Source organism: Variibacter gotjawalensis (assembly GCF_002355335.1).
Classification (GTDB): Bacteria; Pseudomonadota; Alphaproteobacteria; order Rhizobiales; family Xanthobacteraceae; genus Variibacter; species Variibacter gotjawalensis.
The window spans coordinates 4,540,904-4,563,613 of the sequence record NZ_AP014946.1; the positions used below are offsets into that span (position 1 = coordinate 4,540,904).

At 62.2% G+C, this 22,710-nt stretch carries 23 protein-coding genes and 1 pseudogene; 6 read left to right on the top strand and 18 right to left on the bottom strand.

What is annotated here, in order from left to right; translation table 11 throughout:
- The first annotated feature begins 44 nt into the window (after window positions 1-44).
- Window positions 45-191 (top strand): hypothetical protein, encoded by a 147-nt coding sequence (locus GJW30_RS22875; protein ID WP_096358527.1) that lies wholly within the window; start codon window positions 45-47, stop codon window positions 189-191.
- A gap of 128 nt (window positions 192-319) precedes the next feature.
- Here GJW30_RS22875 and GJW30_RS22235 read toward each other — a convergent pair whose 3' ends face one another.
- The 3 genes from GJW30_RS22235 to GJW30_RS22245 form a co-directional block, all read right to left on the bottom strand.
- Entirely contained in the window at window positions 320-1,870 is a 1,551-nt protein-coding gene (locus GJW30_RS22235) for a serine hydrolase (protein WP_096358528.1), read from the bottom strand.
- Between the two features lie 16 nt (window positions 1,871-1,886).
- A complete protein-coding gene (locus GJW30_RS22240; protein ID WP_130364649.1) occupies window positions 1,887-2,192 on the bottom strand; it encodes a hypothetical protein in 306 nt (101 codons plus the stop codon).
- A 152-nt stretch (window positions 2,193-2,344) separates the two neighbouring features.
- Window positions 2,345-3,268 carry an AEC family transporter gene (locus tag GJW30_RS22245; protein WP_096358530.1) on the bottom strand — a complete coding sequence of 308 codons (924 nt, stop codon included), beginning with the start codon at window positions 3,266-3,268 and terminating at the stop codon, window positions 2,345-2,347.
- A gap of 448 nt (window positions 3,269-3,716) precedes the next feature.
- On the opposite strand from GJW30_RS22245, the gene GJW30_RS22250 reads away from it, so the two are divergent.
- The 3 genes from GJW30_RS22250 to GJW30_RS22260 all read left to right on the top strand — a co-directional run bounded on the left by GJW30_RS22250 (window position 3,717) and on the right by GJW30_RS22260 (window position 4,816).
- Window positions 3,717-3,929 (top strand): hypothetical protein, encoded by a 213-nt coding sequence (locus GJW30_RS22250; protein ID WP_096358531.1) that lies wholly within the window; start codon window positions 3,717-3,719, stop codon window positions 3,927-3,929.
- Between the two features lie 69 nt (window positions 3,930-3,998).
- On the top strand, window positions 3,999-4,211 hold the full coding sequence (locus tag GJW30_RS22255) for a hypothetical protein (RefSeq protein ID WP_096358532.1): 213 nt from the start codon (window positions 3,999-4,001) through the stop codon (window positions 4,209-4,211).
- A gap of 113 nt (window positions 4,212-4,324) precedes the next feature.
- A complete protein-coding gene (locus tag GJW30_RS22260; RefSeq protein ID WP_096359010.1) occupies window positions 4,325-4,816 on the top strand; it encodes an Lrp/AsnC family transcriptional regulator in 492 nt (163 codons plus the stop codon).
- 115 nt (window positions 4,817-4,931) lie between these two features.
- Here GJW30_RS22260 and GJW30_RS22265 read toward each other — a convergent pair whose 3' ends face one another.
- A complete protein-coding gene (locus tag GJW30_RS22265) occupies window positions 4,932-5,579 on the bottom strand; it encodes an MSMEG_1061 family FMN-dependent PPOX-type flavoprotein (protein WP_096358533.1) in 648 nt (215 codons plus the stop codon).
- Entirely contained in the window at window positions 5,576-6,670 is a 1,095-nt protein-coding gene (locus GJW30_RS22270) for a TRAP transporter substrate-binding protein (RefSeq protein ID WP_096358534.1), read from the bottom strand. Before GJW30_RS22270 ends, GJW30_RS22265 begins: the two co-directional genes overlap by 4 nt.
- Window positions 6,671-6,847: 177 nt before the next feature.
- Here GJW30_RS22270 and GJW30_RS22275 point away from each other — a divergent pair, with 177 nt between their 5' ends.
- Window positions 6,848-7,528, top strand: coding sequence for a DJ-1/PfpI family protein (locus GJW30_RS22275; RefSeq protein ID WP_096358535.1), 681 nt, complete (start codon window positions 6,848-6,850; stop codon window positions 7,526-7,528).
- Here GJW30_RS22275 and pyrF read toward each other — a convergent pair.
- From pyrF to GJW30_RS22290, 3 genes are all read right to left on the bottom strand, one after another.
- Complete coding sequence (gene pyrF / locus GJW30_RS22280) at window positions 7,501-8,331, bottom strand: orotidine-5'-phosphate decarboxylase (RefSeq protein WP_172887607.1); 831 nt, start codon at window positions 8,329-8,331, stop codon at window positions 7,501-7,503. The genes GJW30_RS22275 and pyrF overlap by 28 nt on opposite strands.
- Window positions 8,332-8,446: 115 nt before the next feature.
- Window positions 8,447-10,243, bottom strand: coding sequence for an acyl-CoA dehydrogenase family protein (locus GJW30_RS22285; RefSeq protein WP_096358537.1), 1,797 nt, complete (start codon window positions 10,241-10,243; stop codon window positions 8,447-8,449).
- A gap of 18 nt (window positions 10,244-10,261) precedes the next feature.
- Window positions 10,262-11,239 carry a Bug family tripartite tricarboxylate transporter substrate binding protein gene (locus tag GJW30_RS22290; RefSeq protein WP_096358538.1) on the bottom strand — a complete coding sequence of 326 codons (978 nt, stop codon included), beginning with the start codon at window positions 11,237-11,239 and terminating at the stop codon, window positions 10,262-10,264.
- Between the two features lie 124 nt (window positions 11,240-11,363).
- On the opposite strand from GJW30_RS22290, the gene GJW30_RS22295 reads away from it, so the two are divergent.
- The gene (locus GJW30_RS22295; RefSeq protein WP_096358539.1) at window positions 11,364-12,269 is read left to right on the top strand and encodes a LysR family transcriptional regulator; all 906 of its coding nucleotides are present in this window, start codon (window positions 11,364-11,366) and stop codon (window positions 12,267-12,269) included.
- On the opposite strand, the gene GJW30_RS22300 is transcribed toward GJW30_RS22295, so the two are convergent.
- From GJW30_RS22300 to hutU, 10 genes and pseudogenes are all read right to left on the bottom strand, one after another.
- On the bottom strand, window positions 12,266-13,354 hold the full coding sequence (locus GJW30_RS22300) for an alkene reductase (RefSeq protein ID WP_096358540.1): 1,089 nt from the start codon (window positions 13,352-13,354) through the stop codon (window positions 12,266-12,268). The two genes, GJW30_RS22295 and GJW30_RS22300, sit on opposite strands and share 4 nt — an antisense overlap.
- Window positions 13,355-13,451: 97 nt before the next feature.
- On the bottom strand, window positions 13,452-14,000 hold the full coding sequence (locus tag GJW30_RS22305; protein ID WP_096358541.1) for a flavin reductase family protein: 549 nt from the start codon (window positions 13,998-14,000) through the stop codon (window positions 13,452-13,454).
- Window positions 13,972-14,811 (bottom strand): ATP-binding cassette domain-containing protein, encoded by an 840-nt coding sequence (locus GJW30_RS22310; RefSeq protein WP_096358542.1) that lies wholly within the window; start codon window positions 14,809-14,811, stop codon window positions 13,972-13,974. Before GJW30_RS22310 ends, GJW30_RS22305 begins: the two co-directional genes overlap by 29 nt.
- Before the next feature lie 7 nt (window positions 14,812-14,818).
- Window positions 14,819-15,601, bottom strand: coding sequence for an aliphatic sulfonate ABC transporter permease SsuC (gene ssuC, locus GJW30_RS22315; protein ID WP_096358543.1), 783 nt, complete (start codon window positions 15,599-15,601; stop codon window positions 14,819-14,821).
- Between the two features lie 9 nt (window positions 15,602-15,610).
- Window positions 15,611-16,789: an FMNH2-dependent alkanesulfonate monooxygenase gene (gene ssuD / locus GJW30_RS22320; protein ID WP_165391600.1), complete on the bottom strand. Its 1,179-nt coding sequence runs from the start codon at window positions 16,787-16,789 to the stop codon at window positions 15,611-15,613.
- Window positions 16,786-17,733 (bottom strand): sulfonate ABC transporter substrate-binding protein, encoded by a 948-nt coding sequence (locus GJW30_RS22325; protein ID WP_096358544.1) that lies wholly within the window; start codon window positions 17,731-17,733, stop codon window positions 16,786-16,788. The genes ssuD and GJW30_RS22325 overlap by 4 nt, the downstream gene beginning before the upstream one ends.
- A gap of 37 nt (window positions 17,734-17,770) precedes the next feature.
- A pseudogene (locus GJW30_RS22330) lies at window positions 17,771-18,713 on the bottom strand (sulfonate ABC transporter substrate-binding protein).
- A 430-nt stretch (window positions 18,714-19,143) separates the two neighbouring features.
- Window positions 19,144-20,361 carry an imidazolonepropionase gene (gene hutI / locus GJW30_RS22335; RefSeq protein ID WP_197703753.1) on the bottom strand — a complete coding sequence of 406 codons (1,218 nt, stop codon included), beginning with the start codon at window positions 20,359-20,361 and terminating at the stop codon, window positions 19,144-19,146.
- Window positions 20,362-20,931, bottom strand: a complete 570-nt coding sequence (locus GJW30_RS22340; protein WP_096358545.1) for a HutD/Ves family protein — start codon at window positions 20,929-20,931, stop codon at window positions 20,362-20,364.
- Entirely contained in the window at window positions 20,932-22,638 is a 1,707-nt protein-coding gene (gene hutU / locus GJW30_RS22345; protein ID WP_096358546.1) for a urocanate hydratase, read from the bottom strand. It abuts the gene before it with no gap.
- Between the last annotated feature and the right edge of the window lie 72 nt (window positions 22,639-22,710).

Genomic DNA, 22,710 nt, shown 5'->3' on the forward strand with positions numbered 1-22,710 from the left:
CGATCAGCGCTTTGCGCGTTTAATGCGTCGGATTCGGGGGAACGATGAACCGCAATTTCTTGTACATACTACTCGGCGCATTGCTCGTCGGCTCGGCCGTGCTTGGCTACTCGCTCTATCAGGAGCGCCAAAAATCCGGCGTGAACATTTCGATCGGCGGCAAGGACGGGCTGAAGATCGAAGGCAAGTAGCCACGGCTCGCAGTCCTTGCGCATGAGCACCGAACACAGAACTCGACCTGACATTCGATCAACCGTGATCCACCATGTGGGCCTCTGCAGCCCATTGGGCCGTCTTGATCATCAGAGCCTGACAGGCGTCACGCCGTCCGCGTGAACGTCCCCTGCCCGGTGATGTTCAGATTCTCCACCGTCACCGTCTCGGCGCGTTGGCTCGCGCCGATACGGAACGTCACGGCGCTGAGCCCGTACGCATTCTCGCCGGTCGGCTGATACGCAAAGACGTCGCGATTGTAATGGCGAAGCGCGAAACGTTTGAGCTTCGGGCCGAGCAGCAACTCCAAGCCGCTGCCGGTCGGCTCGATCCGCAGCGGCCCGTAGAGGTCGCTCGAGTAGTTGCCGAGGTAAGCGCTGGTCGCCAGCGCCGCTGTCGGCGCGGCGGGCGGCTTCGTGTAATCGACCGTCGTGCCGTAGTCGGGCGTCGAGATCGCCTTCATCCCGGCAGCCGCGATGGCGAACCAATCCTTCTCGATCTTTCCGGCAATCGCGAGATCGAGGAAACTCAGGCAAATCGCTTCCGGCAGTCCCACGGGCGCCGTGTTGCTGAGCACGATGATCCCGAGCCGTTGCTGCGGCATGAGATTGACGCAGGTCGCAGCGCCTGAAGCGAACGCGCCCGAATGGCTGCAGCGAATACCGCGCTCCTCGTAGTTCACGTTCCAGCCGAGACCGTAGAACCCCGCGCGATCGCTGCTCGGATTTGCCGCGTGCGAACTCACCATCGCGGGCCGATGTGTCTCGTCGAGCGCACCGGTCTTGATGATCTCGCGGCCTTCAAGAACACCGCGCCCGAGCTGCAAGCGCATCCACTGCGCCATATCGCGCGCCGTCGAGCAGACACCGCCGGCCGGCGACTGCGCATCCGGCTCGCGCACATATTTCGCTACCCACGCGTTGCCGTCTTTGACGTGGCCGACAGCGCGATTGGTCGCGGCCTTATAATCCGCGAAACGCGAACTCGTGCTGCGCATGCCGAGCGGCACGTAAAGCTTCTCGGCCGAAACATCCTCCCACGACTTTCCGGCAGCCAACGCAGCCGCTTGCGCACCCGCCGTCAAACCGAAATTCGTGTAATCATATTTCGAACGGAAGCTGGAAAACGGCTTCACGTAGCGCAGCCGATACAGAACCTCGGTGCGGTCGCAGCCGAGATCCTCGAGCAGATCGCCGGCGTGATCCGGAAGTCCGCTGCGATGACAGAACATATCGCGCAGCGTGACTTCTTTCGTTACCCAGGCCTCATGCATCGCGAAGGCCGGAAAATGCTGTACGATCGGATCGTCCCAGCCGACAACGCCTTCGCCGACCAAAGCCGCCACGACGCTCGACGCCACCGGCTTCGACACCGAGGCGAGTTGGAAGACTGTGTCGCCGTCGACAGTTTCCGGTCTGCCGGCTTGGCGAACGCCGTAACCCTTAGTCACCAACACCTTATCGTCGTGAACGATCGCGACCGACAATCCCGGCACGCCGGAATTCTTCATTGCGTCAGCGATCAATGGATCGAGGCTTGCGACCGCTGCCGCGACTTTATCTGGAGCGATCGCAGCAGCGCCTTGCGCCCGCGCCACGGCCGGAAGCGCCAGGCCTAGTCCAACTGCGCCGAGCGCAGAACGCCGCGACAGAGTCATCGTCGTGCTCTTGAGGTTAGTGCGGGCCCCGCCCGGAGGTCGCCGAACGCGGCGGCTCCTTCGTGCGCTTCACCGCCTTCGTTGGTTTGCCCTGCATCACCGAACGACAATCTGGGCTGAGCTGCGCCATCGATCTGCGCAGGCAGCTCACGATCTCCGGTTCATTCGGAATCGCACTGAGGCAGAGCCGAAACACATCCGGCGTGCACGCCTTCTGCTCGTCCTGGCTTCCGCGATCCTGCAACCGCTGTGCCTGCGCCGCAGAGACGCCGACGACGAGACCGGCGGCAAGCGCCAGAAAACTCAACCTGATGTGCTTCATGGTTTTCATTCTAAGCTGTTGAGCAGGACCGCCGGCATGGCACAAGATCGCCGCAGCGATGTCCAGCCCGTTTTAGGAATGTCAGATGAAGGCTTCCTTGACGGCAAAGTTCTGATTGCCATCTCGATGTTGACGCTCGGCGCGGCGTAGCGTCACAGCACGGCCAGCAGCACATAAATCGTCACCAGCGACATCAGCATCGTCACGATCACGGTCGGCGCCGATGATTCGGCGAGGCCCTCGCTGCGGTGCGCGAGAAGGAAAGCATTCGCGCCGGTCGGCATGCCGGCCGTGAGGATCGCGACCGCGAGCGACGCTTTCGGCATCCCGGCCAGCGTGCCGAAGCCCCACACCGCCGCCGGTAGCGCGAACAACTTCAGCACGCTCCCCGCCAGTGTTTCCATCGTGAACGAGCGGAAGCTGAACGGAGGCAAGCTGGCGCCGAGGCTGATGAGCGCGAGCGGCGTCGCCGCCGTTCCGAGGAAACGCAGCGTATCGCGGATCGGGATCGGCACAGGCAATTCCACCGCGCGCCAGAAGAAGGCGAGAAAGATCGAAAGGATCACCGGGTTCTTGATGATGCCCTCGCCGATCGTGCGAAACAGCGACATCACGCTCTGGCTCTTACCCGAGCGCCCGGCGTCGATCTCGATCAACACGCCCGCGAAGGTCAGCAGCACTGCCGAATGCAGCGCGATGATCGTCAGCAATGGCGGCAACGCCTCCGCGCCGTACGCCGCGACGACGATAGGAATGCCCATCATCACGGTGTTGCCGTAGGTCGAATTGAGACCGAGCATCGCGGCTCTCGACAGCGATAGCTTGATGAACCGCGCGATGACCAGCGCGATCGCGAACACCACCAGGCACGCAGCGAAATAAATCAACGTTACGCCGACGACTTCGATGCGTGGCGCCTGCGTGATCGCCGTGAACAGCATCGACGGCATCAGCAAACGGAACACGAGCTCGCGAAGCCCGCGCGTCGCCTGCGGGTCGGAGAGAAACGTCCGCTTCGCGACCCAGCCCAGAATGATGAGAACGAAGACCGGCAGGACGATATTGAGAATGGCCATGCGCGATATTGGCCCGCGCCCGGCTCAAAAGCCATCCGAACAATCCGCACAACATCGATCGCGCAAGAGAAACTTCCCGCTCCCGGTATCAAGCAGCATCGAATTTTCGCGATCGACGAGGCCCCGCAGTGCGCATCCTCTTTTCTTCGCGGCGAACATTGACCGACGGATTTGCGCCCGTCCTAATGCGTCCGTTCGATCATGAATCGAACCGCGGGTTTTGATGAAGCAGCTTGCACCGCGTCAAATAATGCTAAAGCGCCACGAAGCATTTTCGTGGTTTCTCTTGATCCGAAGGAACACGACGATGCGTCATTTCGATCTCCGAACCTCCGACAACTTCTCCCGCCGCACGGCTCTGCCGCCGTGTTGCTGTCGCTGCTGCTGAACCGCCCAAATTCCGCAACACGTCATCAATGCGCCGGCTCGCGTCGGCGGGAGATTTGTCATGTCCAATTCCTACATCATCGAAGTTGGCTCGCGCGCTGCCGGTCTCGTCGTGCGCAACGGCGCCAGCTTTCGCTTCTTCGCGGCGACACACGAATTTCAGTCTCTCGAAGGCGCAGAGTTTCGCACCGTGCGCGCAGCCGAGGCTGCAGCCAGAGAGCTGACACACCGCCGTAACAACAAGCGTGTAGCGTCTACCAAGATCGCTGCATAAGTATCGTGCGGCTCCGTGGAACCAAATCCGCATTCCGCACGTTGTCTGGCGATGGGAGCTGAGCGCCACATGCAGACATACGTCATTGTAAGCCACGACGGTGTCGGTCTCGTTTCCACATCTCTGAAAGCAAAAGACGATGCGACGGCTCTCGCGATGGTGAGCCGCTTTATCGGCGACTCGGTCATCGAGGTCAGCACGGACAACCGCATCCTCCTTGGCAAGCGTTCCCTCCTCCGCGCCACGCCAAAGCTGAGCGCCGCCGAAACGATCGCGGCCTAAATCTCATCAGCTCACACCGAAGTCTGTGCTCGTAATTTAGAGTTGGCAAATCCGTTTCGTTCGTTATAAAGAACGAGCCCGCAAATGGAGCCATCATGAGCGACAAGCTGGACATCGATCAGATCGATCGGAAAATTCTCGACGTTCTTCAACGCGACACCAACCAATCGATTGCCGATATCGGCTCGAAGGTCGGGTTGTCGCAGACGCCGTGCTGGAAGCGTATACAGCGCCTCGAGCGGCTCGGCATCATTCAGAAGCGCGTCGCGCTGCTGGATGCGAGCAAGCTGGACTTGAGCGTGACCGCCTTCGTCACCATCAGCGTCGGCGATCATTCAGAGCCTGCGCTGCAGCGGTTTCGGACCGAAGCATCACGCTTTCCCGAGGTTCTTGATATCCATCGCATGGCCGGCGAGCACGACTATATTCTGCGCGTCGTCCTTCCCACCGTGAATGCCTACGACACCTTCTACCGCAAGCTGATCGACACGGTCTCTGTGCCGCTCAAGAAGGTAACGTCGCATTTCGCAATCGAGTCCGTGAAGGCGACGACCGCGCTGCCGATCATAGCCGCACCGGAGAGAAGGCTCGAAGCCGCCGAATAACATCGTTCTTTATGAAGAACATATTTTTCACGCTGAGCCGCTCTCGCAGAGCGCTGTTGCTGCCGGATTGATCCTCCGCAGCAAAACTCAATCGCCGCCCCGCCGCATCCGGCGATCAATACATACCACGCCGGGCCATCTCGGCGCCTTGCCGGTCGCTCTCCTCGACGGTCAGGCCCTCACAGTGATCGACCAGCATCGCGCCGTAGCTCGGCAGATCGTCGCGGTTGATGAAGTGAGCCGGATCCCACAGCTTCGCGCGGTTGATCGACTTTGCGCAGTGCAGATAGGCCTCCAGCACCTCGATCAATAGCCCGATGCGCGGCGCGCGGCCCTGCACGGCCGACCCCTCCAGCAAAGCCGCATCATTGGTGACGCGGGCTTTGCCGTTGATGCGCAGCGTCTCCGCCATGCCCGGCACAACGAACAACAGACCGACCATGCCGTTCTCGAAGATGTTGTCGTAGCTGTCGAAGCGATTGTTGCCGATACGATCCGGCAGGAGGATGTGGCGATCGTCGAGCACGCGCACGAACCCCGCCGGGTCGCCGCGCGGCGAAACATCAGCGCCGTTCGCCCCATGCGTTCCGACGAGACAAAATGTCGACCGCGCCAGGATCGCACGGCAGTGCTTGTCGAGCCGCTTGATCACCTTATCGGTCGCGCGCGACATGGCGGGCGGATGCATCGCCCGCACCTCGTCGATCGAGGTGAGATAGCTCACCGCCGCAGGATCGAATCCACCCGCCAGTCCGTCGCTCATTGGCTCACGATCCGTTTCGTTCGGAACATCATCAGATCGTACTGAAAATCCGCGACCTGCTGATACATGTTGCTCTTCTTCATGAACTCGCGCTGATGATTGAACATCGTCGCGAACTCTGGATTTGATCCGACGAGGCCTTTGTAGAAGCCTTCCGTTTCCTCGAAGATCTTCATCAGCACTTCGTTCGGGAATAGCGAGACCTGTACGCCCTGCGAGATCAGGCGCTGCAACGCTTCCGGATTCTTCGCATCGTAGTGCGCCAGCATGTCGAGCGTCGTCGCTTGCGACGCGATCTCGATCGCCTTCTTGTAAAGCGGCGGCAGCTCGTTGAATTTCTCGAGGTTGAACACGCCGTGGAAGATCGTGCCGCCCTCTTGCCAGCCTGGCGAATAGTAGCGTTGCACGACCTTGTGGAAGCCGAGCTTCTCGTCGTCATACGGCCCGATATATTCGACCGCATCGATCGCGCCGCGTTCGAGCGCCGGATAGATATCGCCCGGCGCGATCTGTTGCGGCACGACGCCGAGGCGTGACGCGATGTTGCCGGCAAGGCCCGCGATGCGCATCTTCAAACCACGCAGGTCGTCGACCGTCTTGATTTCTTTCTTGAACCAGCCGCCCCACTGCATGCCCGTATTGCCGCACGGATACGCGACGACCTTCTGTTTGCGCAGGAATTCGTGCGTCATCGTCATGCCGCCGCCGTGGTAGTACCAGGCGTTCTGCGCGCGCGGGTTCATCATGAAAGGCGCCGACGATGTAAGCGAATAAGTCGGGTCTTTGCCGACATAAAACAGCAAGCCCGTGTAGGCCGCCTCCACGGTGCCGCTCTGCACCGCATCGAGCGCTTGCAGCCCCGGGACGATCTCGCCGGCCGCGAATTGCTGAATGACGAATTTGCCGTCCGTCAGGTCGGAGACGAGTTTGGCGAAATATTCGCCGGCGCCGAACGTGATGTCGACGCTTTTCGGGAAGCTGGAGGTCATCCGCCAGCGGATTTGCGGAGCTGATTGAGCGATAGCAGGCGCGGCGATTGCGGCAGTGCCGCCCAGCGCGAGGGCGGACTTCAGGAAGACACGACGTTTCATCGCGAGGGTTCCCCGTTTTATTGCCGGCGTCCTCGTCCAAGCAAGGAGCTTGCCACCACGGGTTGCATGATCCTGCCACGCCAATCAGCCTACGGTGGAAGCCGCGATGCTCAGATTTCTTGCAAGCCGCGCGTCGAAACGGCGGCGATAATGAGCTTCTGAGAGAGCGAGCCGACGATGAAACAACGCAATGACGCCGCCCGGATCGGCATCGTGATCTACGAGGATGTCGAGCCGATCGATGTCGGCGGCACTGCCGGCGTCGTCTCGATGGCAACGCGCGTCCTGCCAAACATCACATCGGTGCTCATTGCGGAGCACAAAGGGCCGATAAAACTGGCAGGCGGCGTCACCGTGTTGGCGGACTACGATTTCGCTGTGCCGCCGCCCTGCGACGTCTACATCGTCTGCGGCGGGCCGGGCTGGCGCCGCGAGGTCCGCAACGACGCAATGATGGCGTTCCTCCGCGCCCGGCAGAAAGCCGAGATCGCCTCGGTTTGCACCGGCGCGCTCATCCTCGCCGCCGCCGGCACGCTCGATGGGCTGCAGGCAACGACGCGGCGGACCGCCGTCGGCGCGGAGACCAGCGCCCCGCTCGCCGATATGACCGGCTACGCTGCCACGGCCAAGCCGATCCCGGCGCTCGTCGTCGAGGATCAAGGCGTCGTCACGAGCGGCGGCGTCTCGCTCGCGATCGACGGCATGCTGTATCTGATCGGCAAACTCTACGGCGAAGCTGCGCGCGACGACGTCGCCAAGGTGATCGAATACGACCGCGCTTTTTCGGCTAACCGCGATGCGTTGGGCATCGTGACTGCCGGGCCTAGTCGCTACGCTAACCGCGACTCGTCTGCGTAGCGTTCGATACGATCCGCCAACGCCATCTCGTTAGGCCCGGCCATAGCTATCGCGCGCGATACAGAAGGGATACAGCGCGCATAAGCTCCTCCGAAAGCCCGTTTCACATCCGCCACTGTCGCACCTTGCGCGCCGACACCCGGCGCAAGGAACAATGCATTCGGCAGCCGCGCAACGATGCCGGCCGTCTCGTCGCCGAGCGTAGCGCCGACCACGGCGCCGATTGGCCCGACGTCATCAGCCGCGTTCTGCCGTGTGATTGCCTCACAGAATGATTCCGCAACACTCAAGCCGCCGGCTGTCCGCGCTGACTGCAGGAGCGTGCCCTCCGGGTTCGATGAGCGCACAACAACGAAGACAGCGGCTCCGTGCGACTTCGCACGCGTGAATAAAGGCGCCAGTGCGTCGATGCCAAGATAGGCGTGCGCTGTCACCGCGTCACTGCCGAACGCACTGCCTGCGCCAAGAAAGGCATCGCCATAAGCCGTCGCGGTCGACCCGAGATCGCCTCGCTTCGCATCGACGATCGTCAACGCTCCGCCGGCGCGCGTTTGCCAAACGACACGTTTGAGTTCTTGCATCCCATCAGGTCCGAAGCGCTCGAAGAATGCGCTTTGCGGCTTGATGACGGCGGCGCGCGGCGCCGCGATGCCGACGAGCGTGTCGCAGAACCGAACCAAGCCACTAAAGTCGTGCGGCAAATCCCAAGCAGCCAGTGCTTCCGAGGAAGGATCAATCCCAACGCAGAGATGACCGCGCTCGCGAGAAAGCGCGAGGAAACGGTTCGCAAACGAATTCTGCAAAATAGCCCACCTGAAAAATGAACTGAAAAACTGTCAAACGGCTTCGTATAGATCGCGGAAAAGCTAATGCACACAGCCGCAGATTGATGCGGGCAGAAAAATCCGCCCGCCGCTATCAAGCCACCAACAGCGCTGACGCATCGTCCATCGAGATTGGATCGTCAGAGAGCAGCGCGTCGATCGCCTTCTCCTCCCAGTCGAAATTTGTCAGCTGGGTCGGCGTCGATTTGTGCAAGCGATGTTCGAGTACGAAGCGCGACATCACCATGCGACGCGCGTCGCCGCCCTTCATGCCGAGGTGACGGCCCTCGGTGGCCATCAATGCTGCCGTCAGCGCGTGATAAAGCTTGCCGGCCGCGACGCGGCTGAAGCGTTCGTATTGCCGGCTCTTTGCAACTTGGCTCGCGAAGTCGAACGCGTCCGCAAGCCCGCCTTCGAGCCGCGTGCGGAACTGCCCCGGAATTCCGGCAGCGTCGGCGAGGCGATCCGAAATGTCCTCGCGCAAGTGTTTATCGGCACCGGACTTCGCGATCGCACGATTAATGACATCGAGCGACACGATATTGCTCGTACCGTCCCAAATCACGCCGAGATAAGCGTCGCGCACCAATCGCGCGTTCGGCCAGTCCTCGATATAGCCGTTGCCGCCGCGCACCTCGAGCGCACCGCCCGCCACCGTCACGTTGTCGCGGCACGCACGATATTTCGTGATCGGCGTCATGATGCGCAGGATCATTTCGGACTTCTTATCCGTCTCCGCCTTGTTCGCCGCAAGCGATGCGTAGAGCACAGCCGAAAGCGCCTGCTCGGTCGGGATCATGATCTTGAGCAGTTGGCGCCGCAGCAGCGGATACTCAATGATCGTTTTGCCGAAGGCGTTGCGGTGCCGCGCCGTTTGCAGCGCCTCGTTGAGGCAGCGGCGCATCATGCCGGCAGCGCGGGCCGCATGCGAGACGCGGCCCGTATTGACCATACCGAGCATGTGCTTGAGGCCCTGATCGAGCTGGCCAAGTTCGTAGGCGATCGCCCCTTCGAAGCGGATTTCGCCGCTAGCCATCGTCTTGCTGCCGAGTTTGTCTTTGAGGCGCGCGATGCGATACGCATTGCGCGTTCCGTCGTCGAGAGTCTTCGGCATCAGAAACAGGCCGAGCCCGCGCCCGCCGGCCGGCGCGCCTTCGGGCCGCGCCAACAATACGGCGAGATCGGCGTCCGTGTGCGAGCAAAACCACTTCTCGCCGTAGAGCCGCCAGTGATCGCCCTCGCGCACCGCCGTGAGTTCATTCGCGCCAACGTCCGAGCCGCCCGCTTTCTCGGTCATGAATTGCGCGGACTTCTTCAGCTGCGTCAGATCTTGGCTGATCATGTCGGCGAGATACTTCGCTTTCAGCTCCTCGCTACCGTAGCGGCGCACAAGTTCCGACGAACAGTCCGCAAGGCTGATCGGGCACAAGAGCCCGAACTCCGCCTGTGCGAACAAATAGAAGAACACGAACTTCGCGAGTTCCGGCATCGGCGCATCCCAGCCCATCACGCCGGCGCGGTTCGTCATTGCGTGCATGCCGAATTTGCCGAAGCCGAGCTCCTCCATGCCACGATACGACGGATGGTATTCGATCCACTCTTCGTCGCGCCCGAACTGGTCACGATAATGCAGCACCGGAGGATGCCGCTCCGCGGCGTCAGAAAGCTCGCCGAGCTTGCCGCCACCAAGCGCGCCGAGTTCGCTCAGGTGCGGCGTCAGGTGCTGCAGCAGCGGTCCGTCCATGTAGAGCGGAAGCAAGCTGCGCAGACTGTGGTCGACCTCGAAGAAGTTAAGCCCTTTCGCGGTTGGCGCGAGGTGCTCGGAACGTTTGTTGGTTGCGGCGCGGCCGCTGAGCAAGCTCGCTGCGTCGGGACGGACTGCGATATTCATATGAATCTCCTTCGCGCGTTATTGTTGTTCAATGCCGACCGACTTGATGACGTCGCGCCATTTCGGAATTTCAGTGCTCATATACTGCGACAGATACGCCGCGTCGGTTGACGGCGCGCGCACGATGCCTTGGTTATCCAGCAACATCTTCGTGGCCGGATCGTCGAGCACCGCCGCAAGTGTTGCGTTGAGTTTCGCGACGATATCCGCGGGCGTTCCCTTCGGCGCGACGATACCGAATATAACGCTGGAATCGAAGCCCTTGATCCCCTGCTCGTCGAGCGTCGGCACATCCGGCATGATCGGCGTGCGGCGGCCGGCCGTGACACCGAGCGCCTTCATTGTGCCGGCCTTCACTTGCGGCGCCGCGAGATAGACATCGAGAATGCTCAGCTGCACCTGCCCGCCGATCAAATCCTGCATCGCCTGCGATGCGCCGCGATATGCGACCTGCACGAGATCCGTGCCGGTCTGCTGATTAAACATTACGCCGGCAAGATGCGTCGAACCGCCGACGCCGGCATGCGAAAAGCTAAGCGCGCCTTTGTGAGCCTTGCTATACGCAACCAGCTCCGCGATCGTCTTCGCAGGGAAACTCGGATGCGCGACGATCACGTTGGGCAATGCGCCGATCATGATGATTGGGTCAAAGCTTTTGATCGGATCGTAAGCAAGCTTCTTGTAGAGGCTAACGTTGATGACCAGCGGCCCCGATGTGCCGAGCATCAGCGTGTATCCATCGGGCGCAGCATTGGAAACGAAGTCCGCCGCGATGTTGCCGCCCGCACCTGCCTTGTTCTCCACGACAACCGGCTGGCCGATCCGCGACTGCATCGCGCCCGCGAGAGCACGGCCGAGCGCATCGGTCGGGCCGCCGGCCGTGAACGGAATTACGAGCTTGATCGGGCGCTCGGGAAACTGCGCTTGCGCGGGCAGTGCCGAAAGCATCGCCACGCCAATCGCCGCCGCGCATTGCGCCAAAACCTTCGAAAACATCGGTCCTCCCTCGGTCCGCGCTGATCCGCGAACTCTTTCGGGAGATTATTGAGCCTGCGGCCGATACAGTCCAATATCGCTTTTGGTTGAATTGAGACCGAATTTATATCAACGGAGTGCCGTAATGGACGTCCGCAAGCTGCGCTATTTCACGGTACTGGCCGAAGAGAAGCATTTCGGCCGCGCCGCTAAAAAGCTCTCGTTGTCGCAGCCGCCCCTGAGTTACGCGATTAAGCAACTCGAGTCTGAACTCGACGCTCGGTTGTTCACCCGCAACACGCGCGCGGTCGAGCTCACGCCGGCCGGACTTGCGTTGCGCAACGAAGCCTTCGCGCTGCTCCGCCGCATCGACGAGATCAAACGCCAAGTGCGTTCTGTCGCCGACGGACAGGCCGGCGTGCTTCGCGTCGGCTTCGGCGGCTCGATGCTATATCGCGGACTACCCGACATTCTTGCGGACTTTTCGAAGAAGCTCCCGCTGATCGACATCAAGCTGCGCGAAATGGGGTCGGTCGATCAGATCGAAGCCATCCAGCGCGACGAGATCGACCTCGGCTTCATTCATGGCCACGAGACGCCCGCAGGCCTCGATGGTTTCCGTTATCACGCCGAGCCGTTCGTCGCGTGCCTGCCGGCGACGCATCGTCTCGCCAAGCAAAAGCGCATCAAGCTTGCGCAGCTCGCCCAAGACGATTTCGTGTTGTTCCAGCGCCGCGGATCACCCGCCTACTACGAGTCGATCATCGGCACCTGTCTCGCCGCCGGTTTCGCGCCGAGGGTTCGTCATGAAGTCGCGATCTGGCTAAGCGTGGTATCCCTAGTCGCAAGCGGCACCGGTGTCGCGCTGGTGCCGCGTTCTTTGCGGAATTCTGCACTCGCAGGCGCCGTTTTCATTCCGATCGATCAAACCGGAATCCTTTCGGAGACACACTGCGTGTGGAAACCAGAACGGCTCGTCGACGCCGGCCTCGCCAACGCAATCGGCCTCATCCGCGCCCGTGCGTCCGGACGCGGAAAGCCGCAGCGCTAGGCGTGCGTCGGATAATCCGTATAGCCCCGTGCGTCACCGCCGTAGAAGGTGGCTTTATCGGGCTGCGCGAGCGGCGCGCCATCTCGGAAGCGCTCGACCAAATCCGGATTGGCGATGAACGGCTTTCCGAACGCGATGAGGTCCGCGCGATCCTCATCGAGCGCTGCCGTCGCCAGCGTCTCCTCGTAGCCGTTGTTGGCGATATACGTTCCGCCGAAGCGCTTGCGCACCGACGCATAGTCGAACGCGATGTTGTCGCGTGCGCCGCCTGTGGCGCCTTCGATGACATGGATGAACGCGATCTTGCGCTTGCCGAGTTCATCCGCGACATAGTCGAACAGCGGCTGTGGGTCGCTGTCCGCCGCATCGTTCGCCGGCGTCACCGGCGACAAACGAATGCCTACGCGCTCCTTGCCGATCGCCGCCACGACAGCATCGACGACTTCGAGCAGAAACCGCGCGCGGTTCTCGATCGAACCACCATAATTGTCGGTGCGCTTGTTGATCCCGTCGCGGAGGAATTGGTCGATCAGATATCCGTTCGCGCCGTGAATCTCGACGCCGTCGAACCCGGCCTCGACCGCATTCCGCGCGGCCTGCGCATAATCTTTCACCGCCGCGGCGATCTCGTCCGTCGTCAGAGCACGCGGCTCCGATACGTCCGCGAATGTGCCGCCGACGAAAGTCTTCGCCTTCGCGCGCACGGCCGAGGGAGCGACCGGAGCCGCGCCATCCTTCTGCAGCGACGTATGCGAGATACGGCCGACATGCCAGAGCTGCACGACGATATGTCCGCCGCGCGCATGCACGGCATCGGTGACTTTCTTCCAGCCCGCGATTTGCTCTTTCGAGTAGATGCCGGGCGTGTCCTGATAACCCTGCCCTTGCTGGCTGATCTGGGTTGCCTCGGTCACGATCAAACCGGCCGACGCGCGCTGCGCATAATAGATGACAGATAATTCGGACGGAACGAACCCGGCCCCGGCGCGATTTCGCGTCAACGGCGCCATGACGACCCGGTTGGCGAGCGTGATGTTTCCGAGTTTATAAGGGGAAAGAAGCTTCGAATTCGTCTTCGTCAGCATGTGTCTCACCACGTCGTCATTGACTGCGGTTGATTTAGAAACGATCGATCCGAAGTCAATGCATAGCTCCCACGCAAAAAGGCCGATACGGCGAAGCTCATTCCGGCTGCCGATACGCGCCGTCCCAATAGAGCAACGGATCCACTTCCTCGCTCCACAAGCGCACGTCGGCGACGCGGCCGAAGAAAACCGTGTGGCTATCGGCCGCCAGCGCCCGCGTTACGATGCAGTCGAAACTCGCGAGCGAGCCGACCAAGGCCGGCGCTCCGGTCGCAAGCGTTTGCCATTCGCGGCTGAGGAACCGCTTCGACCGCTGCGCAGGATCGCCGAAACGCTTCGCCAATGCTTCGTCGCCGGCGCGCAGCACGTTGACGCAGAAGCGACCGGACCGCGCGATCGGGTCATGGCTTGTTGCAGCCTGATTGATGCAGATGAGCAGCACCGGCGGCTCCGCCGAAACCGACGTCAAGCCCGTCGACACGAGGCCGTATTGCTTGTTCTCATGCGCGGTCGTCACGACGGTGACGCCGGAGGCGAGTCGCCGCATCCCACTCTTGAACAGCGAGACGTTCGTGTCGCTCAAGCGCAGCGGATCGTGCGGCTCCGCCGAACTCACTTCATGGATGCGAATGTGTCTCGTCACCATCGTGATCCTTCTTCAGCAATTGATCGAGGATTTTGCCCTCAAGCTTTGCGAGCTCCACGGAGCCGCGGCGGCGCGGACGTTCGAGCGGCACCGAGACATCGAGCGTTATGCGCCCTTCGTCGATGAGCACGACGCGATCCGCCAGCGCCAGCGCTTCGGCGACATCGTGTGTGACGAGAACCGCCGTGAATCCCTGACGCAACCAGATGCGCTCGATCAGCGACTGCATCTCGATCCGCGTCAAAGCGTCGAGCGCGCCGAGCGGTTCGTCGAGCGCCATCAGCTGCGGACGGCTCGCCAGCGCACGCGCAAGCGCAACACGCTGCCGTTGGCCGCCGGAGAGCACCGAAGGCCAATCGTTCGCGCGGCTTTCGAGCCCGACCTCTGCCAGCATCGCCAGAGCCGTCGCGCGGCGTTCGGCGGGCGGTGTGTCGCCAAGGCCGACCTCGACATTCTCGACGACGCGCGCCCACGGCAGCAGGCGATGTTCCTGGAAAACGATGCGCGTCGACGCTTTGCCGCCGTTCGCGCCGGCAAGCGAAAGCGTCCCGCTGCTCGGCCGTTCGAGATCTGCGATGAGCCGTAGCAACGTGCTCTTGCCGCAGCCGCTGCGCCCGATCACGGCGACGAACTGGCCCGCCGGGATCGAGAGACTCAGTCCGCGCAGCACCTCGTTCTCGCCGAACGATTTCTTGACGCCGCCGATCTCGACACGCGCGCCGCCGATAGCCTGCCGCGTATGGATCTGCGGTTCTGGGCGCACGACCTCGGTGCGCTCCAGCAACGTAAAAGGAAGAGTCGCGATAGCCATTGTGTCCTCAGCGCGTTTGGAATGCGGGATGCCACTGGAGCGAAAGCCGTTCCAGCAGACGCGCGACGGAATCGGCTAGTTTGCCGAGCAGCGCGTAAATCAAGATCGAAAGCACGACGATATCGACCAGCAGGAACTCACGCGCCTGCATCGCCATGTAGCCGAGCCCCGACGAAGCCGAGATCGTCTCGGCGACGATCAGCGTCAACCACATGATGCCGAGCGCAAAGCGCAAGCCAACGAAGATCGAGGGCAGCGCGCCCGGCAGGATCACGCGGCGGAACAGCGTCGCCGGTGTCATGCCGTAGATGCGCCCCATCTCGATCAGCTGCGGGTCCACGGTACGAATGCCGTGGAACGTGTTGATGTAGATCGGGAAGAACACACCGAGCGCGACGAGGAAGAGCTTCGCCTCTTCGTCGATGCCGAACCACAGGATCACCAGCGGGATCAGCGCGAGGTGCGGAATGTTGCGCACCATCTGCAGCGTCGAGTCGAACACCTTTTCGGAGCGCGCGGACAATCCGTTGGCGAGACCGAACGCGAAGCCGATACCGCCGCCGATGAGGAAGCCGGCGAAAGCGCGCCAGAAGCTGACCCACATGTTGCGCGGAAGCTCGCCGCTGAGCAGCAGCTTCCAGCCCGCGATCACGACATCGCTCGGCGCCGGCAGAACGCGCGACGGAATGAATCCGACCGCCGACAACGCCTGCCAGATCGCGAGAATCGCGACCGGCAAGAGCCACTGCGTCACGCCTTCGAAGGCGCTGCTATTCGTACGAGATGCCATCACGTCACCTCACGAGCGCGACGCGGTCTGCCGCTGCGGCAGACGGTCGTTCGCGATCGTCTCGCCGAACGGCCCGTTATTCGCGTGCGGAAAATCGACGACGTTGCTGCGATGGCCAAGCGGCAGCAGCGGGAACACGAGTTCGGCGAAGCGATAGGCTTCTTCGAGATGCGGATAACCCGAAAGGATGAAGGTATCGATGCCGATGCTCATGTATTCCTTGATGCGCGCCGCAACCGTTTCGGGATCGCCGACGAGCGCCGTCCCGGCGCCGCCGCGTACGAGCCCGACACCGGCCCACAGATTGGGGCTCACTTCGAGCTTGTCGCGCCGCCCGCCATGCAGCTCCTGCATGCGCTTTTGGCCGACCGAGTCCATGCGGCTGAACGTCTTCTGCGCGGCCGCGATCGTGTCATCGCTGACATGACTGATGAGTTCGTCGGCCGCGCGCCACGCCTCCGCATTCGTCTCGCGCACGATGACGTGCAGGCGAATACCGAAGCTGACTTGGCGGCCCTTCTCGCGCGCCGCCGCCGCAACGACGCCGAGCTTCTCGGCCACCTGCGCGGGCGGCTCACCCCAAGTGAGGTATTTGTCGATCGTTGCCGCGGCGACATCGGTCGCTGCCGGTGACGAACCGCCGAAGTAGAGCGGCGGCCGTGGTTTCTGATAGGCGGGAAACAGCAGGCGGCCATCTTCGACCCTCAGGTGCTTGCCCGCATAATTCACGATCTCGCCGGACAGCAGCCCGTTGTAGATGGCGAGGAACTCGTTGGTGACCTCGTAGCGTTCGTCGTGCGAGAGGAATACCCCATCTCCCGCATTCTCCACCGGATCGCCGCCCGTCACGACGTTGATCAGCAAACGCCCGTTCGAAATGCGATCGAGCGTCGCCGTCATGCGTGCCGCCAGTGTCGGCGACAGCAATCCGGGCCGCACCGCGACGAGGAAACGGAGCCGCTGCGTAACCGACGCCAGCGCGGAGGCGACGACCCACGAGTCCTCGCAGCTTCGCCCCGTCGGCAGCAGCACGCCGAAGTAGCCGAGATCGTCCGCCGCCTGCGCGATCTGACGCAGATAATTTAGATCGACCGGACGCGCACCGACAGATGTTCCGAGATAACGCCCATCGCCATGCGTCGGCAGAAACCAGAGAACGTTGGCGGATGTTGCTTTCACGATGCTCATGATCCGGCCTTTCGCACGATCGAGGAAACCAAGATCGGCTTCGGCAACAGACCGAGCGCGAAGAACGTGTCCGCGATCTTCTGCTGTTCGGCGACGACTGACGTATCGAGCGGCTTGATCCCGTAGGTCTGGCGCTTCAACGCGATTTCCAGGATGGGCGCCGGAATACCGATGCCTGGGCTGAGTTCTTCCGCGACCGCGCGCTCGTTACCGCTCGCCCACTGATCGATCTCGCCAATGGCCGAGACGATCGTGTCAATCACTTGCGGATTCGTATCGGCGAATTTCTGATGCGCGAGATAGAATTGATGGTTTGGCGCTAATCCCGTGCCATCCGCGAGCGTCCGCGCCTGCGTTGCGACTTCTGCCGCCGCCTGGAAGGGATCCCAAATCACCCACGCATCGACCGCGCCGCGCTCGAATGCGGCGCGTGCGTCGGCCGGCGCGAGGAAGATCGGCTCGATCTCCGAATACTTGACGCCCGCGCTTTCGAGCGCGCGCACAAGGAGATAGTGGACGTTCGAACCCTTGTTGAGCGCGACCTTCTTGCCCTTCAATTCGCCGAGTGTCTTGATCGGGCTATTCTTCGGCACGAGGATCGCCTCGCCTTTCGGCGCCGGCGGTTCATGCGCGACGTAGACGAACGGCGCGCCGGCGGCCTGCCCGAAGATCGGCGGCGATTCGCCCGTGTGCCCGAAATCGATCGCGCCGACATTCAGCGCTTCGATCAGCGGCGGTCCTGACGGAAACTCCTTCCACTCGACGCGATAGCCGAGCGGCGCGAGCTTCTTCTCGAGCGAGCCCTTCCCCTTCAACAGAATGACGTTGCCGTATTTCTGAAAGCCGACGCGCACGACCTTGTCTTGCGCCGACGCGATCGTCAGCGGCGCACCGGCGATCAGCGCCGATAGCGCAAGCGTTTTGAGAGCGGAGAAAATGTTCATTGGAATATCCTTGGATGCGTTGATGAAAAACGTTGGGTTACGATTGCGCGCCGCTCCACACGGCTTCGCGCACCGCGATCTTGCGCGGGATCAAACCGAGTTTGTGATAGCGGTCGGCGATGCGTTGCTGTGACGCGACAATCTCTTCGGTGATACGGCCTGACGGGAACGTGGCGCGGCTCGCCGCGAGCGTTTGCGCTTCGAGCGGAACGCCGGTCACCGCCGCCAGTGTCTTCGCGACCTCGTCGCGATTGGCTTCCGCCCAGCGCCCCGCCTCATCGAGAGCATCGAGCGACTCTCGCACGAGCAGCGGCGAGCGCGCCGCATAGTCTCTATTGGCGATGTAGAATGCGAACGACTTCTCGACATCCTGGCCTTTCGCGAGAATGCGTGCGTTCTGCGTCTTCTCGGCAATCGCGAGATACGGATCCCACACCGCCCAAGCGTCGACGGCGTCACGCGCGAACGCCGCTCCGGCGTCCGGCGGACTCAGATACGTCGGCGTGATGTCGTCGTAACCGAGCCCTGCTTTCGCCAGCGCGGCGATCACCACGTTATGCGCACTCGGATCCCTTCGTGAACGCGACGCGCGCGCCTTTGAGATCCTTGAGGTCGCGAATGCGCGAGTTCGGCTTGACGACGATCGCCTGCCCGTTGTTCACCGGCACGCCCGCCACGTAGACGATCGCGGCTCCTGCGGCCTGCGCGAAAATCGGAGGTGAATCGCCGACGCCGCCGATATCGACCGCGCCGGCATTGATGGCTTCGAGCAGCGGCGGTCCGGACGTGAACTCGATCCATTTCACGCCGAGCCCGTGTTTGGCGAAGCGCTTCTCCAGCAATTGTTGTTGGCGTGCGATGACCCACACGCCGGATTTCTGATAGCCGATACGGAGTTCTTTATTGGCCTGCGCGAACGAACCGGTTGACGGCAAGGCAAGCGCAGCCGTGGCGGCAAGCAGCGTGCGACGAGAGAGCATGTTTCTGTCCTAAAGAGGTGTCGGCTGCGCGCGGCAGCCTGTGATCAAAATTGAGAACGGATCGAAGGGATCACGAACATCGACACGACATCGGCGCGCCGTGTCTGTTCGTCCCATTCATGCGAGCCAAGATGATGTTGGCATCAGTCATCGCGATCAAAAGCTCCTGCCATCCTGCGATGGTTGACGTCGAATATACTCATTCGACGAACGCAATGTTCGTTGCACCGGACGCCTGTTGTCAACGAGATGGAAATTCTCTCAGTCCGGCAATCGCTGCGCGTCGTTGCTTCGTCATGCGCACTCCGCGCATGGTCCTGTCTCTTTCCGCGAAATGATTTCCCGACAGTGGAATCGCACGCTGCGAATTTTGCTGCGCATCGCGCAACAAAAAAGTTTCATTCTCGCTGAGAGACGAAACGTCTGCGCGTCAACGCCAATTCGCGATGCGGCCTTGCCGCACAATCGTGCGCACCGGCCGCTGACCGAACCAATACGCAAGTTCCGCCGCTTCGCCGACATTCCAAAGCAGGAAGTTCGCCGGCCGCCGCGCCGCGATCGTGCCGTGCGTATCTTGAAGATCGAGTGCGCGCGCCGCGTTTGTCGTAACACCGGCGAGCACTTCATCGACCGTCAAACGAAACAGTGTGCAGGCCATGTTCATCGTCAGCAGCAAACTGAGACACGGCGACGTCCCCGGATTGTGATCGGTCGACACCGCGATCGGCACGCCGGCCGCACGGAGCGCCGCGACCGGCGGGTGCTGCTTTTCACGCAGCGTATAGAACGCCGCCGGCAGCAGCACCGCAACGCATCCGGCCTTCGCCATCGCGTCGACGCCGGCTTGCGAAAGATACTCGATGTGATCGCACGAGAGTGCATCGTAACGCGCCGCGAGGATCGCACCGCCCTGATCGGTCAATTGCTCCGCATGCAGCTTCACGCGCAAGCCCAACGCCTGTGCTGCTTGAAACACGCGTTCCGTCTCCGCCACCGAGAAGGCAATATTCTCGCAGAAGGCATCGACCGCATCGATCAATCCCTCGGCCGCAAGCGCCGGCATCATCTCGTTGCAGACAAGATCGATGTAGTCGCCGCTACGCCCCGCATATTCAGGAGGCAAAGCATGCGCACCGAGAAACGTCGCGCGCACCGTGACGCCATAAGCTTCGCCGAGCTTGCGCGCGACGCGCAATTGCTTGCGCTCGTGCTCCAGCGCGAGACCGTAGCCGGACTTGATCTCGATCGCACAGACGCCCTCGGCGAGCAGCTCTTCGAGCCGCGCCGCGCCGCTCGCGAACAACTCCTCTTCGCTCGCCGCGCGCGTCGCCTTGACGCTCGAGACGATGCCGCCGCCAGCGCGCGAGACTTCCTCGTAGGTCGCGCCTGCGAGCCGCATCGCGAATTCGTTGGCGCGCTTCCCTCCGTAGACTAAATGCGTGTGGCAATCGATGAGCCCCGGCGTCACCAGCGCGCCGCCGCCGTCGTGCTTCTTCGCAGCCGCATACTCAGCCGGAATCGCCGTGACCACCCCGGTCCACCGAATGACGCCGTTCTCGACGACGATCGCGACATCACGTCCCTCGACCGAACGGAGGTTCGTCCAAACGCCATCAGCCGACGGGAGGTTAGAAAAATTCCGCATCATCTAGTCTCCGATCGGTCGCCAAGTCGCCACCGCAATCGCCGCGTCGGAGCCATCTGGCACGAGTCGCCGCGCCACCGGCGCATCGATCCAACGCAGGCCGTCACCCTTGCGCAACTCATGCCCCGCAACATCCCAGCCGCCCGCAAGGCACAGCAGCACACCGCAGGGTGCAACCTTCAGCGTCGTCGTCTCGGTCTCGACCCGCAGCTCCGGCGTACCGAAACCACGCCGACTCATCACGTTGAAGTCGAGCGTCTTGCCTGCGATCAACGTTCCGTGGATCGCGACGTCTCCGCTGAACGAAAACGGCTCATGCGGCGTGTCGAGCCGATGATCGATGGCTCCATCATCCGAGCGCAACTGCAGGCCCTCGCCCTCGATCAACATGATCTGCCGATCGATTCCGGCGAACACCGAGAACGGCCCATCCGCCGCAACCGTCGCGAGACTGACACGCCACAGAAAATCGCCGAACCCGGCGCCGGGCGGCGACACCGCAATCTCGCGCGTTACCCCGCCGCCGTTCCTCCACGGCGTTGCAGGCAACGTCTCGATCGAGAACGCTTCCACTCAAGCCTCGCGATTGATCATTGGCAGATTGAGGTGTTGCTTCTTCGCGGTCTCGATCGCGAGCTCGTAGCCCGCATCAGCGTGACGCATCACGCCCGATCCGGAGTCGTTGACCAGGACGCGGGCAAGGCGCTTCGCAGCCGCATCCGTGCCGTCCGCGACGATCACCATGCCGCAGTGCTGCGAGAAGCCCATGCCGACGCCGCCGCCGTGATGCAGGCTGACCCACGTCGCGCCGCCCGATGTGTTGAGCAGCGCGTTGAGTAGCGGCCAGTCGCTCACCGCGTCCGTCCCGTCGCGCATCGACTCCGTCTCGCGGTTCGGGCTGGCAACTGACCCCGTATCGAGATGGTCGCGGCCGATCACGATCGGCGCTTTGAGTTCGCCCGACTTTACCATCTCGTTGAAGGCGAGGCCGGCTTTGTCGCGCTCGCCGAGGCCGAGCCAGCAGATGCGCGCCGGAAGCCCTTGGAAACTGATGCGCTCGCGCGCCATGTCGAGCCAGCGATGCACATGCTTGTTCTCGGGGAACAACTCTTTGATCTTCGCGTCAGTCTTATAAATGTCCTCCGGATCGCCCGAGAGCGCGACCCAGCGGAACGGGCCCTTGCCCTCGCAAAACAGCGGCCGCACGTAGGCCGGCACGAAGCCCGGAAAATCGAACGCGTTGGCGAGGCCGCGATCCTTCGCGACCTGGCGAATGTTGTTGCCGTAGTCGACGACAGGAATCCCGAGCGTCTTGAAATCCAGCATCGCCTGAACGTGCGCGACGCAGGCGTCGGAAGCCTCGTCAGTCAAACGCTTATGCTGCGCGGGGTCGCGCTGCGCGCTTTTCCACTCCGCCACGGTCCAGCCGAGGGGCAGATAGCCGTTGATGAGATCATGCGCCGAGGTCTGATCGGTCACGAGATCCGGCTTGATTTCGCCCGCCTTCGCGCGCCGCACCAGCTCTGGGAAAATCTCAGCCGCATTTCCGAGCAACGCGATCGAGACCGCTTCCTTCGCGGCCGTATGCTGCTTGATCAGCGCAATCGCGTCATCGAGATCGCGCGCCTGTTTGTCGATGTATCGCGTGCGCAGGCGAAAATCGATGCTCGATTGCTGACACTCGACGACCAGCGACACCGCGCCGGCGAAGGTCGCGGCGAGCGGCTGTGCGCCGCCCATGCCGCCAAGACCGGCGGTCAAAATCCAACGCCCGACGAGACTGCCGCCGTAATGCTGGCGCCCCGCCTCCGCGAAGGTCTCGTAGGTGCCCTGCACGATCCCTTGGCTGCCGATGTAAATCCAACTTCCGGCCGTCATCTGGCCGTACATGAACAGGCCCTTGCGATCGAGCTCGTTGAAATGCTCCCAGTTTGCCCAGCGGGGCACGAGATTGGAGTTCGCGATGAGAACGCGTGGCGCATCCGGATGGGTCTTGAACACGCCGACTGGCTTGCCGGATTGAACCAGCAGCGACTCGTCGTCGTTCAGAGCTTTGAGCGACGCGAGGATCTGGTCGAAGCATTCCCAATTGCGCGCCGCGCGGCCGATGCCGCCGTAGACGACGAGGTTCTTCGGGTCCTCGGCGACATCCGGATCGAGATTGTTCTGGATCATCCGGAAGGCGGCTTCGGTCAGCCAGCTCTTGCAGGATTTCTCCGGTCCGCGCGGTGCGCGGATAATGCGGTTCGAGCCGTAGCGAGGATCGAGCGGCGCGTTCATGCAATCTCCTTAAAACGTAGCAGAGGACAATCTACCTAGATCGGCGTAATCTCCATCGCACTCTTACACATA

Excerpts from the sequence above, each read along its gene's own strand:
- GJW30_RS22875 (WP_096358527.1), top strand. The coding sequence starts at position 45 with ATGAACCGCAATTTCTTGTACATACTACTCGGCGCATTGCTCGTCGGC.
- GJW30_RS22235 (WP_096358528.1), bottom strand. The coding sequence starts at position 1,870 with ATGACTCTGTCGCGGCGTTCTGCGCTCGGCGCAGTTGGACTAGGCCTG.
- GJW30_RS22240 (WP_130364649.1), bottom strand. The coding sequence starts at position 2,192 with ATGAAGCACATCAGGTTGAGTTTTCTGGCGCTTGCCGCCGGTCTCGTC.
- GJW30_RS22245 (WP_096358530.1), bottom strand. The coding sequence starts at position 3,268 with ATGGCCATTCTCAATATCGTCCTGCCGGTCTTCGTTCTCATCATTCTG.
- GJW30_RS22250 (WP_096358531.1), top strand. The coding sequence starts at position 3,717 with ATGTCCAATTCCTACATCATCGAAGTTGGCTCGCGCGCTGCCGGTCTC.
- GJW30_RS22255 (WP_096358532.1), top strand. The coding sequence starts at position 3,999 with ATGCAGACATACGTCATTGTAAGCCACGACGGTGTCGGTCTCGTTTCC.
- GJW30_RS22265 (WP_096358533.1), bottom strand. The coding sequence starts at position 5,579 with ATGAGCGACGGACTGGCGGGTGGATTCGATCCTGCGGCGGTGAGCTAT.
- GJW30_RS22270 (WP_096358534.1), bottom strand. The coding sequence starts at position 6,670 with ATGAAACGTCGTGTCTTCCTGAAGTCCGCCCTCGCGCTGGGCGGCACT.
- GJW30_RS22275 (WP_096358535.1), top strand. The coding sequence starts at position 6,848 with ATGAAACAACGCAATGACGCCGCCCGGATCGGCATCGTGATCTACGAG.
- GJW30_RS22285 (WP_096358537.1), bottom strand. The coding sequence starts at position 10,243 with ATGAATATCGCAGTCCGTCCCGACGCAGCGAGCTTGCTCAGCGGCCGC.
- GJW30_RS22290 (WP_096358538.1), bottom strand. The coding sequence starts at position 11,239 with ATGTTTTCGAAGGTTTTGGCGCAATGCGCGGCGGCGATTGGCGTGGCG.
- GJW30_RS22295 (WP_096358539.1), top strand. The coding sequence starts at position 11,364 with ATGGACGTCCGCAAGCTGCGCTATTTCACGGTACTGGCCGAAGAGAAG.
- GJW30_RS22300 (WP_096358540.1), bottom strand. The coding sequence starts at position 13,354 with ATGCTGACGAAGACGAATTCGAAGCTTCTTTCCCCTTATAAACTCGGA.
- GJW30_RS22305 (WP_096358541.1), bottom strand. The coding sequence starts at position 14,000 with ATGGTGACGAGACACATTCGCATCCATGAAGTGAGTTCGGCGGAGCCG.
- GJW30_RS22310 (WP_096358542.1), bottom strand. The coding sequence starts at position 14,811 with ATGGCTATCGCGACTCTTCCTTTTACGTTGCTGGAGCGCACCGAGGTC.
- ssuC (WP_096358543.1), bottom strand. The coding sequence starts at position 15,601 with ATGGCATCTCGTACGAATAGCAGCGCCTTCGAAGGCGTGACGCAGTGG.
- ssuD (WP_165391600.1), bottom strand. The coding sequence starts at position 16,789 with ATGAGCATCGTGAAAGCAACATCCGCCAACGTTCTCTGGTTTCTGCCG.
- GJW30_RS22325 (WP_096358544.1), bottom strand. The coding sequence starts at position 17,733 with ATGAACATTTTCTCCGCTCTCAAAACGCTTGCGCTATCGGCGCTGATC.
- hutI (WP_197703753.1), bottom strand. The coding sequence starts at position 20,361 with ATGATGCGGAATTTTTCTAACCTCCCGTCGGCTGATGGCGTTTGGACG.
- hutU (WP_096358546.1), bottom strand. The coding sequence starts at position 22,638 with ATGAACGCGCCGCTCGATCCTCGCTACGGCTCGAACCGCATTATCCGC.